9 protein-coding genes and 1 pseudogene are annotated in these 11,435 nt (G+C 69.3%); 4 read left to right on the plus strand and 6 right to left on the minus strand.

Features of this window, described 5'->3' with window-relative positions:
- Nucleotides 1-140: 140 nt before the first annotated feature.
- Nucleotides 141-1,352, minus strand: a complete 1,212-nt coding sequence (locus tag G6031_RS10500) for a carbamoyl-phosphate synthase large subunit (RefSeq protein WP_241737295.1) — start codon at nt 1,350-1,352, stop codon at nt 141-143.
- Between the two features lie 103 nt (nt 1,353-1,455).
- Between G6031_RS10500 and G6031_RS10505 the strand changes: the two genes are divergently transcribed.
- On the plus strand, nt 1,456-2,157 hold the full coding sequence (locus G6031_RS10505; protein ID WP_017836792.1) for a GAP family protein: 702 nt from the start codon (nt 1,456-1,458) through the stop codon (nt 2,155-2,157).
- Between the two features lie 67 nt (nt 2,158-2,224).
- The gene (locus G6031_RS10510; protein ID WP_182609287.1) at nt 2,225-2,572 is read left to right on the plus strand and encodes a hypothetical protein; all 348 of its coding nucleotides are present in this window, start codon (nt 2,225-2,227) and stop codon (nt 2,570-2,572) included.
- A 73-nt stretch (nt 2,573-2,645) separates the two neighbouring features.
- On the opposite strand, the gene G6031_RS10515 is transcribed toward G6031_RS10510, so the two are convergent.
- The 5 genes from G6031_RS10515 to acnA form a co-directional block, all read right to left on the minus strand.
- On the minus strand, nt 2,646-4,190 hold the full coding sequence (locus G6031_RS10515) for an aminotransferase class V-fold PLP-dependent enzyme (protein ID WP_182653227.1): 1,545 nt from the start codon (nt 4,188-4,190) through the stop codon (nt 2,646-2,648).
- A complete protein-coding gene (locus tag G6031_RS10520) occupies nt 4,187-5,566 on the minus strand; it encodes an MFS transporter (protein ID WP_182653228.1) in 1,380 nt (459 codons plus the stop codon). Before G6031_RS10520 ends, G6031_RS10515 begins: the two co-directional genes overlap by 4 nt.
- Nucleotides 5,567-5,681: 115 nt before the next feature.
- Nucleotides 5,682-6,524 (minus strand): aldo/keto reductase, encoded by an 843-nt coding sequence (locus G6031_RS10525; protein WP_179525302.1) that lies wholly within the window; start codon nt 6,522-6,524, stop codon nt 5,682-5,684.
- Nucleotides 6,525-6,551: 27 nt separating this feature from the next.
- Nucleotides 6,552-7,121, minus strand: a complete 570-nt coding sequence (locus tag G6031_RS10530) for a TetR/AcrR family transcriptional regulator (RefSeq protein ID WP_179525301.1) — start codon at nt 7,119-7,121, stop codon at nt 6,552-6,554.
- 91 nt (nt 7,122-7,212) lie between these two features.
- Nucleotides 7,213-10,026: an aconitate hydratase AcnA gene (gene acnA / locus G6031_RS10535; protein WP_179525300.1), complete on the minus strand. Its 2,814-nt coding sequence runs from the start codon at nt 10,024-10,026 to the stop codon at nt 7,213-7,215.
- Between the two features lie 242 nt (nt 10,027-10,268).
- Between acnA and G6031_RS10540 the strand changes: the two genes are divergently transcribed.
- Both G6031_RS10540 and G6031_RS10545 read left to right on the plus strand, forming a co-directional pair.
- Nucleotides 10,269-10,808: a DUF6676 family protein gene (locus G6031_RS10540; protein ID WP_187700278.1), complete on the plus strand. Its 540-nt coding sequence runs from the start codon at nt 10,269-10,271 to the stop codon at nt 10,806-10,808.
- 287 nt (nt 10,809-11,095) lie between these two features.
- Nucleotides 11,096-11,435, plus strand: a pseudogene (locus G6031_RS10545) (hypothetical protein); the annotation flags it as partial.

Genomic DNA, 11,435 nt, shown 5'->3' on the forward strand with positions numbered 1-11,435 from the left:
GCCCGGTGTCGTCGGCTGGCCGCCTGACGCGGCGGATCCCCGCGGTGCCGCGGGCCAGCGCCGACACCAACCCTCGGCCCCGGGTCACCTCCGCACCGACCGGAGCACCGGCGCGGCCATGGCAGCCGCTCGCGCGATTGTCAGACCCGCTGCTCGTGGACATCCTCGAGCGCCGCGGCGTCAGCCGCGCTCATCCCGGTGATGGGTTCTCCGTTCCACACGATGTCGTCGCCCAGAGCGCCCAACAACTCCTTGCGCTGACCGTGGCTCAGCTTGGCACCGTGGATGAGCGTCGCGGGGCTCCACATCATGGCGAAGGAGTCGTGCCACCCCGAACCGACGTCCTTCACGTGGAGCAGGTCGTGCAGCGACGTGGGCAGGTGCTTGAGCGGCTCTGCGAACGCGTCGGCGAGGACGGCCAGGCTGATCTGACGTTCGACGCCCGGTTCGACGACGAACGCCTCGGGGTTCCGGCCGGTGAGCGCCTGTTCGAGCTGCTCCGCCTCGAGCAGGATGACGCCGTTGGTCGGGCGTGGGTTGCACTCGATGGAGTAGAGCTGACCGTCGTTGTCGACGAAGTCGAAGGAGAGCTGGCCCGTGAACCCCGGGTCGAGCGCGTCCACGATGCGCTGCGTGTAGTCGAGGGTGTCGGTGCTGTCCACGGCGAGGAAGGTGATCCCCGTGCTGTGCGCCCACTGTTCGGGCGCGCGGTAGGTGCAGTGCGAGGTGACCCGGCCGTCCACGATGGTGCTGTAGGTGCACACCATCGGGCCGTCGACGAACGGTTGCACCAGCCACGGCTGCTCCTCGGTGGGGTGGCAGTCGTCGACGGACATCTTCCCCGCCAGCGGCCCGGTGTTGGTCAACAGACCCACGCCGCCTCGCGAGAACGCCGCCCGGGCGAAGTAGCGCGGGTACTTCTCGATCGCGGCCACGAGCGAGGCGTGGTCGGTGGCGACGGTCGTCTCGGGGATCGGCACCCCTGACCGCTCCACCAGGCGTTGGAAGCTCGCCTTGTCGTGCAGTTGCGCGAGTTTCGCGAAGCTCCCGCCGAACAGCGTCACCCCCTCGGGCAGGTCCGCGACCCGGGCGGCGAGGTAGAAGACCTCCTCGAAGGTCGGGATGATGAGGTCGATGTCGTATGCGGAGACGATCCGGCTCACGTCCCGAATGAACTGGTCGGTGTCGTAGCGGGGGGAGGCCGTGACGGCGTGACCCGCGAGGTACTTGGAGTGACTGCCCGTCGCGCCCGGATAGGTGTCGCTCGCCACCACGGTGTGGCCACGGCTCCCGAGCTTGCGGATGATGTCCAGGGCGAAGGTGTTCCTGGAACTGGTGACGAGTACGCGCATCATGGTCCTCTCGGGTCTGGTGACCGTCCGCTTATCCTAATCACGGCCGCGAACGGGACGGCGCCCAATCGGTACTACTGTCGAGACGACGGAATGGGAGCACATGCACGAGGTGGCGAGATGGATCGCAGCCGTCCCGACACTCGTCGGGTTCGGTCTGGCGCTGGGCCTGAGCCCCGCACTGTATGGGGCGACCGCCGACATCCTCGCGAGGAACCGGAACGTGCGCGCGCGTCTGACATGGTTGCTCTCGGGTCTGGCGTCGGGGGCCACCGCGCTCGGGTTGCTTCTCCACGGCGTCAATCCCGCCAACCTGGTGGACCAGGTGCGCCAGCGCGGGGACGCGGTGGTGGAGAACCACGTCGTCGACCTGGTCGTGGGTGTGGTCCTGCTGGTGGCGGCGTGTGCGATGGTGGTGTGGCTGCGGGTCGTGCCCGTGCGCCCGCAGCGTCCCGAGCGCGCACCCGATCAGAACTCCCCGCCGGCAGCCCTGTTCGTGCTCGGGTTCAGTTCGGCGATCATCGGTCTGACCACCCTCCCGATCATGTATCTCACCGGCCGTCTGGTCGAGAGCGTGAGCTCGGATCCCGTACTCAGGCTGTGCGCCTATCTCGTCTTCGTGCTGGCCCTGGTCGCACCGTTCGTCCTCCTCGCGTGGGTGTGGTCCCGATTCCCCGTCGCCACACGAAAGGTCACCGATGTGTACGAACGCATGCTCGGGTGGGACACACGGTGGGTGTCATTCGGCGTGATGGTCTTCGGCGGGATCGCCCTGCTGGTGTTCGCGACGCTCGTGCACCGCTGACCCTCCGTCACCGGTTAGGTGATCCTTAGCAACTACTGTGACCAGTGCGTTTGAGACACTTGTCCACATGGACATCGTTTTCGACATCGTTCTGATCCTGCACTTCATCGGCCTGGCCGGCATCATCGGCGGGTGGCTCGCCACCATCAAGGCGCCTCACATGAACAAGGCGATCCTGCACGGCGCGATCCTCCAGGTGGTCACCGGTCTGCTGCTCGTCGGTCTGCGCGAGATGCAGGACGTGGACCTCAATCACATGAAGATCGGGATCAAGCTCGTCGTCGCGGTCGTCATCCTGGTCGTCGCGGTGGTGGGCGTCCGTAAGGAGGCCAGGGCGGCGGGCAGCACCGGGACCCTGGCGACCATCGCCGGCGTCCTCGGCGTGGTCAACGTCGCCATCGCGGTCCTGGTCTGACACGGTCCTGGTCTGACACCGGGACCACACGCCCCGCGCCGCCCCCCGACTCCGGTCGGGGGGCGGTTCGCGTTCACCCCTCCATCACGGCGGCGAGGTACGCCCGCACCAGCCGGGCACCCACCTCGGCCGGGAGGCGTTCGATCGCCGCGAGCAGCGCGGCCATCCCGCCGTCGTCCCCGTCGTCGCCGGCGAGCACGCCGGACACCATCGCGTGCACATCGCCCTCGGGGAGGGTGAGCAGGTCGCCAGGGGAGAGGGCGCCGGCCTCCAGCGCGGCCAGCACGTCGGCGAACGCGGCCGGGGGCGCCGGGTCGGGCATGCCGCGTACCGCATCAGCAGCCGCGTGGGCCACCATGAGGATCTCGTCCGTCAGGCGTTCGGTCACCGGGGTGATGGTGAGGTGGGACGACGACGGCAACGCGCCCCGCTCCTGACGGTAGGCCGGCTGCGCCTGCACGGCGATGCCCCTGCGACCGCACTCGTCCGCCCACAGGTGGGGGTGGACACGTCGGGCGTCTCCCACGGACCCGTCGGCCACCACGGCGATCAGGGGTCCCGGGTCGGAGTCGATCACACGCAGTCCCTCGATGCCGGCCAACCCCTCCACGAGGCGCCCGGTCGCCCGGGCGGTGCGCGCCACGAGCTCGAACTGACCGTCGTCGCCCAGAGCCTCGAGCACGGCCCACGCGGCGGCCGCGGGTTCGAGAGGCTTGGACCCGGACAGGGTGGGGTTGACCACCGGGTACCCCGGCCAGTCGACGGTGGAGAACCAGGACGCACGGTGCCTGGCGCGGCCCCGGCTGAGCAGCACCGAGGTGCCCTTGGGGGCGAACCCGTACTTGTGCAGATCGGCCGAGATGCTGGTGACGCGCCTGATCCGGAGGTCCCAGGTCGATCCCACCCCGCCCGGCCAGAAGGGGAGCACCAGCCCGCCCAGGCAGGCGTCCACGTGCAGCCCGATCCGTGGGTCGTGGTGCGCGTCGAGACCGGCCGCGACCTGCTCCACCGGGTCGATCACACCGGTGGGGTAGGAGGAGGCCGAGCACACCACCAGGCAGGTGTCGTGATCCACGGCGGCCAGCAGGTCCTCGGCGGCCACCCGGCCCGTCGCGGGGTCCACCTCGACGCCGACGAACCGCATCCCGAGGATGTGGGCGGCCTTGCGGAACGCCGCATGCACGGTCACCGGGGCGACGATCGTCCCGCCGCTGCCGGGGGCACGCCCCGAGACCTGCCGGGCCGCCAGACACGCCAGCACGCAACTCTCGGTGCCGCCCGACGTCACGACCCCGTGGACCTCGTCGTCGTCACCCGGACCGTCTCCGGCGTCCCCGCCCAGGATCGTGCGGACCCTTGCGACGATCCCGCCGTGGATCCGTGCGACCGACCCGAACACGGTCGGGTCCAGGCCGTTGACCCCGTGCGCCAGACCGGCCGCGCGCACGGCCAACCGGTCCACGCCCTCCACGCCCGAGTCGTAGACGTAGGAGAGCACCCTGCCGCCGGTCGTGGGCGGATCCGACGCCCGCAGCGCGGCCAGCGTCTCGAGGGCCGCCTCACCTCTCCGGGCGATCAGGGCGTCCAGGGGATCGGTGTCCGGTGGTTCGACTGTCATGCGGGCTCCGTCCAGTTCGGGTGTTCGCGTCCCAGGGCCCGGATGACCAGCAGGCTCGCGGCGGTCAGGAGGGCGGGGACCAGGGAGAAACCGAGGATGATGCCCCAGAGGGCCGGTTCGGGCTGATCGGCGACGCCGCCCGAGCGGAAGCCGGTCACCGCGAGCAGCGCCAGAACCACGACGGGCCCGAGCGCCATGGATCCCGTCTCGGACGCCGTCCACAGCCCGCTCATCGCGCCGCTGCGACGGCGGCCACCCAGCTCGCGGTCCATGTCCGTGGTGTCGGGCAGCATCGACATGGGCAGAGCCTGCATCCCGGCGTAGGCGACCCCCGCGAACGCCACGGGGACGTGCACCCACATCCCGGGCCACACACCTGCGGGGATGAGCATGAGAGCGGACACGGTGAACAGGATGGTCGCGGCCGCCAGAGCGGGGACCTTGCCCCGGGCGTGGGCCAGGCGGGCCCACAGGGGCATCACCACCAGCGCGGGGGCGATCAGCGCGAGGAACAGCCCGGTCAACGCGGCCTCGTTGCCGAGGATGTAGGTGGCGACGTACTGGCCACCCGCGAGCATCACGGCCGTGGCCACAGCCTGCAGGCAGAACAGGCCCACCAGCAGGCGGAACGGCCGGGTCACCCGCAGCGCGTCGAGCCCGTCGCGGTACTGCCGGCCCAGATCACCGACCTGTGCGTCCGCCCGCAGGACCGTGCGCCGGGCGGATCCGAGCGTCGCCCACAGCATGCCGCCGAGCATCAGGGCGGACACGGCCACGGCCATCACCACGTACCCCGTCGCCCCACCGCCGGCCGCCTCGCGCAGCGCCGGACCACCGCCCCCCACCACGAGGATCGTCGCGGCCAGCACCGCGACGCGCCACGCGAGGATGGTCACCCGCACCGCCGACTCGCCCGTCAGCTCCGCCGGCAGGGCGAGGTAGGGGACCTGGAAACACGAGAAGGCCAACGAGGCCAGCAGGAAGAAGCCCATGACCCAGACACCGGCCAGCGCGGTGCCCCACTGCGTGGGAGCCGAGAAGGTGGCCACGAAGAGCAGGGGCAGCGCGAGCGCCCCGAACAGCATGAGGCCCGTCCGGTATCCGGTGCGGTGCGAGGCGCGATCGGAGAGCGCCCCGATGAGCGGATAGGCCAACACGTCGATCACCTTGGGCACCAGCACCAGCACCGTCGCCACCGCGGCGGCGACCCCGATCGAGTCGGTGAGGTAGTAGGCCAGTACCAGCCCCGGCAGTGTGCTGAACGCGCCCGTGCCCACGCTGCCGGCGGCGTACGAGGCGAGCATCCGGCCCGAGGGACGCCCGGCGGACCGGCCGTCGTCACGCGCGGCCTCGCCGTGCGCCCGTGTGGTGGTCATGGACAGACTCTAGGGCGAGGCGAGCGGGTTCACCGTCGAAAAGGGCGTTCCGCGCACCTGGCTCGAACGAAACATGTCCGGAACGCTCTTCTCGATGAGGAGTGAGCCGGGATCCTCAGCCTCGCCAGTCGAAGGTGTCCGGATCCGGGCCGGAGCGAGTGCCGTTGTGCAGGGCCGATATCGAGGCCATCTGCTCGTCGTTCAACTCGAAGTCGAACACGTCGAGGTTCTGACGCATCCGCTCGGGGCTCGAGGACTTGGGAAAGACGATGTCCCCGCGCTGGAGCACCCAGCGAAGCACGACCTGGGAGACCGAGCGGTCGACCTGCTCCGCCAACGCGGTGAGCTGCGGGTCGCCGAAGACCGCGCCCTGCGCGAGCGGGCTCCACGCCTCCACTGCGATCCCGCGGTCCGCGCACGCCGCGCGGACCTCGTCGTTGACGAAGTAGGGGTTCGACTCGATCTGGTTGACGGAGGGAGTGCTGAGGCCCGCCTCGGACAGTCGCGCGAGGTTGGCCGGGGTGAAGTTGGAGACCCCGATCGAGTCCACCGCGAAGTCGGCGCGGATGCCCTCCATGGCCTCCCAGACGCGGGCGACGTCGTCGTGCATCGCGAGCGGCCAGTGCACCAGGAACAGGTCGATCCGGCCGCCGAGGGCCTCGAGTGAGCGTTCGGCGGAGTCGCGGGCGGCGGCGGGCTCGTGGAAGGAGTTGTTGAGCTTGGTGGTGAGCCACAGCTCGTCACGCGGGATCCCCGAGGCCGCGATCGCGCGACCCACCCCGTCCTCGTTGCCGTACATCTGGGCGGTGTCCAGGTGCCGGTACCCGGCCTCGAGTGCGTCCGAGACGACCTTCTCGGTGTCGGCGGGGGGAACCTGGTAGGTACCGAAGCCGAGCTGGGGGATCGCACGGCCGTCGCCCAGGTCGATCAGCGGGATCTGCGGTGTCGAATCGGTCATGCGCCCCACCGTACGCCCGTCCCGGGATCACTCGCGACCGGTACGCAGCGAGGCCTCCACCAGGTCGAGCATCGCGCTCACGTGAGCCGTGCCGCGCCCTGTCGCGAGGTGGGTGATGAGTCCGTCGAGCACGATGTCGAGGTAGACGCGCAGCACGTCATCGGGAACGTCCGTCCGCATCCTCCCGGAGTCCTTCTGCTCCCGCAGGCGGGCGAGGATGGCCTCGTCGAGCTCCGCCTGCCGGTCGGTCCACCGCTCCCGGAAGGCCGGATCGGTGCGGATCCGTCGCGCGATCTCCAGTCGGGTCCCGAGCCACGAGAACTCGTGGGGGTCGGCCAGGATCTCCCGCATCACCTGGACCAGACCCTGCTCGGCCACCGTGGCCGCCATCGCCGCGGCGTCGTCGTGCGCCAACGCGAGGAACAGGGCGTCCTTGTCGTCGAAGTGGTGGAAGATCGCACCGCGGCTGAGACCGGTGGTCTCCTCCAGACGTCGGACCGTGGCGCCCTCGAACCCGAACTCGGCAAAGCACTCGCGCGCCCCCGACAGGATCTCCCGACGCCGGGCGTCCATGTGGTCCTGACTGACCCTGGGCATCTCACAACCTTCCTACGGATACACCACGGCGGTACGCGGTTCCCCCTGTCTCACCAGGAGTTACCGCGCACCGCCGTCGGGGTGGAGGTGATCAGCCCTTGATCATGTTGCGCAGCACGTACTGCAGGATGCCGCCGTTGCGGTAGTACTCCGCCTCGCCGGGGGTGTCGATGCGCACCTTGGCGTCGAACTCGACCACCTGGCCGTCCTCCTTGGTGGCGGTGACCTTGACCGTCTTGGGCGTGGTGCCGTTGTTCAGTTCCTCGATCCCGGTGATGTCGAACGTCTCCGTGCCGTCCAGGCCGAGGGTCTCGTGCGACTCGCCCTCGGGGAACTGCAGCGGCATGACACCCATGCCGATGAGGTTCGAGCGGTGGATGCGCTCGAACGACTCGGTGATGACGGCCTTGACGCCGAGCAGGCTGGTGCCCTTGGCCGCCCAGTCGCGGGAGGACCCGGTGCCGTACTCCTTGCCACCGAGCACCACGAGCGGCGTGCCCTGCGCGGCGTAGTTCTGCGCGGCGTCGTAGATGAACGCCTGCGGGGCGCCCTCCTGCGTGAAGTCGCGCGTGTAGCCGCCCGTCACACCGTCCAGCAGCTGGTTCTGGAGGCGGATGTTGGCGAACGTGCCCCGGATCATGACCTCGTGGTTGCCGCGGCGCGACCCGAACGAGTTGTAGTCCTGACGGGACACACCGTTCTCGTCGAGGTACTGCGCGGCCGGGGTGCCCGGCTTGATCGTCGACGCGGGCGAGATGTGGTCGGTCGTGACCGAGTCGCCGAGCTTGGCCAGGACGCGGGCGCCCTTGACGTCCTCGACCGGGGTCAGCTCCATCTGCATCCCGTCGAAGTACGGGGGCTTGCGCACGTAGGTCGACTTGGCGTCCCACTCGAACGTCTTGCCGTCCGGGGTGCTGAGCCCACGCCAGCGGTCGTCGCCGGCGAAGACGTCGGCGTACTTGGACGTGTACTCCTTGGAGGAGATCGAGGCCTTGATGGTCTCCTCGATCTCCTCGGTGGAGGGCCAGATGTCCTTGAGGTAGACGTCGTTGCCGTCGGTGTCCTTGCCCAGTGAGTCGGCCTCGAAGTCGAAGTCCATGGTCCCGGCGATGGAGTACGCGATGACCAGCGGCGGGGACGCCAGGTAGTTCATCTTGACGTCCTGGTTGATCCGGCCCTCGAAGTTGCGGTTACCGGACAGCACCGCGGTGGCGGTCAGGTCGTGCTCCTGGATCGCGTTGGAGATCTCCTCCGGCAGCGGTCCGGAGTTGCCAATGCAGGTGGTGCAGCCGTAGCCCACGAGGTAGAAGCCGAGGGCCTCCAGGTCCGGCCAGAGTCCGGCCCGCTCGTAGTACTCGGTGACGACCTGCGAACCCGGCGCCATCGACGTCTTGACCCACGGCTTGGCCTTGAGGCCCTTCTCGTGCGCCTTGCGCGCGAGGAGCCCGGCGCCGATCATCACCGACGGGTTGGACGTGTTGGTGCAGGACGTGATCGAGGCGATGGAGACGATGCCGTGGTCCAGGACCATCTCGGTGCCGTCCACGGACACCTCGACGGGCTTGGAGGGACGTCCCTCGGAGCCGTCGGAGGCGTCGGCCCGGACCGAGCCCTCCTCGGCGTGCGAGAGGGTCGCGGTCCCGGTGTTGTCGGACGGGGCACCGCCCTCGGACTGCATCCGGCCCTTCTCGGTGTCACCGAGGGGGTTGACGCCGGCGTCCACGTAGTTGTGGATGTCCTTGCGGAACGCGCTCTTGGCGTCGGCCAGCTCGATGCGGTCCTGCGGACGCTTGGGTCCGGCGATCGACGGGACGACGTCGCCCAGGTCGAGCTCCAGGTATTCGGAGAAGACGGGCTCCTCCGCGTCGGCGTGGAGCCACATGCCCTGCTCCTTGGCGTAAGCCTCGACCAGGGCGAGCTGCTCCTCGTCGCGACCCGTCAGGCGCAGGTAGTCGATGGTCTCGCCGTCGATCGGGAACATGGCGCAGGTGGAGCCGAACTCCGGGCTCATGTTGCCGATCGTGGCGCGGTTGGCCAGGGGCACAGCCGCGACGCCGGCACCGTAGAACTCCACGAACTTGCCCACGACGCCGTGCTTGCGCAGCATCTCGGTGATCGTCAGGACGACGTCCGTGGCGGTGACGCCCGGCTTGATCGACCCGGTGAGCTTGAAGCCCACGACGCGGGGGATGAGCATGGAGATGGGCTGGCCGAGCATGGCGGCCTCGGCCTCGATACCGCCGACGCCCCATCCCAGGACGCCGAGACCGTTCTCCATGGTGGTGTGCGAGTCGGTGCCCACGCAGGTGTCGGGGTATGCCTGCCCGTTCCGGACCATCACGGAGCGCGCCAGGTACTCGATGTTGACCTGGTGCACGATGCCGGTACCCGGGGGGACGACCTTGAAGTCGTCGAAGGCGCCCTGACCCCAGCGGAGGAACTGGTAGCGCTCCTCGTTGCGCTGGTACTCGATCTCGACGTTCTTGTCGAAGGAGTCGCGACCACCGAAGGACTCGATGATCACGGAGTGGTCGATGACCATCTCGGCCGGCGCGAGGGGGTTGACCTTGTCGGGGTCGCCACCGAGGGTCTTGACGGCCTCACGCATGGTGGCGAGGTCGACGATGCAGGGGACACCGGTGAAGTCCTGCATGATCACGCGGGCGGGCGTGAACTGGATCTCGGTGTCGGGCTCGGCGGAGGGGTCCCAACCGGCCAGGGCCTCGATGTGCGCCTTGGTGACGTTCTTGCCGTCCTCCGTGCGCAGCAGGTTCTCGGTGAGGACCTTGAGGGAATAAGGGAGCTTGGCGGCTCCCTCGACCGCCGAGAGGCGGTAGATCTCATAGGCTTGGCCGCCGACCTCTAGGGTCCCCTTGGCGCCAAAGCTGTCAATGCTTGCTGTCACGTCAGCTCCACTCGTGGTGTGAATGTCGATTCGTCATCCCTCCCGGTGTCGCCGCGTGTCTCGGGCGGCAACGCCGGGGGCGGACACAGGACCCATTGTGGACCCTCGCGCCCGGTTGCGGTCACCAATTTACCAGTACGCTCGTTCTGTATAGGTTCCGGCACGCCCGAAGGTGGGGGGCGCGGAGCGGGTATCGCGCCGTCCGGCGCGCGTATTCGGTTCGACGACGACGAGATGGCACCATGTCGGCCGTGGACAACTCCGACGATTCCGTGACCACGCTCGCCTACGAGGCCGAGCCGGTGATGTCCTTGCAGGAGGGCGAGGTCCCGCAGTGGCTCGACTTCGAGGCCGTGTCCCGGGACCTGGCCGACGACGGGGTCTCCGCCCCGGAGCCGTTCGTCGAGGGACTGCGGACCGTCGTCACCGAGGCGGGGGACCGCGGGCTCGATCTCAAGGTGGTCTACACCGAGGCCCCGGCCGCCGTCTACACGGACGCCCGCGACCTCGCCGCCCTGCTGAACGAGGAGTACGAGGGGACGATCCTGGTCCGGACCCCGGTCTTCGTCGGCAGTTCCAGCGACACCATCCCCCGCCACAAGCTCGAGGCCGGTCAGGACGACGCCTGGGAGGAGTTCGACCCGGTGGCCTCCGCCTCCGTCTTCGCGCACAAGGTCACCGCCCCCGCCCCGCCCTGGGGCGCGTTCTCGGCGGTCGTGCTCGTGCTGGCGATCGTCGTGGCGGTCGCCTTCGTCGTCGCCCTCCGGCGGCGCCTGCGCTGACGATCTCCGGCAGCGTCTGCGCTGACGGACGCTCTTCTCCCCATCGCCCGACACGCCGGGTTTTCTCGCGTTATTAGAGTTACAGCAGTGTATTTTGCCGTCCAATGTTCCGGACGGGACTTCTGTGACCTACGGTGCTAGAGGAACCATCGGTTCTGCCGAGTTGGTATGAGGCTCTAGTGGCGCAGGGGAAGGCATCACCCGAACCTCACCCTCCTCGGTGACGCGTCCCGCCGTGCGGGTCGCGCGGTCAGCCGCATCCTCGTGCGGTTATCGGAAGGTGAAACGTGAAGCCTGACCATTCATCAAGCCGCGCTCCGGGAGCGCGGAGACGTCGGGGCCCGGTCCGGACGCCCGGACGCGCCCTCCTCGCGGCGGCGCTCGTCCTGGGCACCGCGTCGGGCGTGGTCCACGCACCGGTGGTCGCGGCCCAGGAGGTCCCGGCGACCTCGCCCGGAGACATCAGCGGTCTGATCCGTGCGGTCGCGGACGCGTCCGCCCGGCTCGACGCCACCCGTCAGGACATCGCGGTCAAGCGGGAGGGCGTCAACAAGACCCTCGTCGACCTGCAGATGGCCCGGATCCAGCTCGACCGGGCCATCACCGACGCAGATCGCACGGTCGCGG

Origin of the sequence: Dietzia sp. CQ4 (assembly GCF_014145125.1) — a bacterium.
Lineage (GTDB): Bacteria > Actinomycetota > Actinomycetes > Mycobacteriales > Mycobacteriaceae > Dietzia > Dietzia natronolimnaea.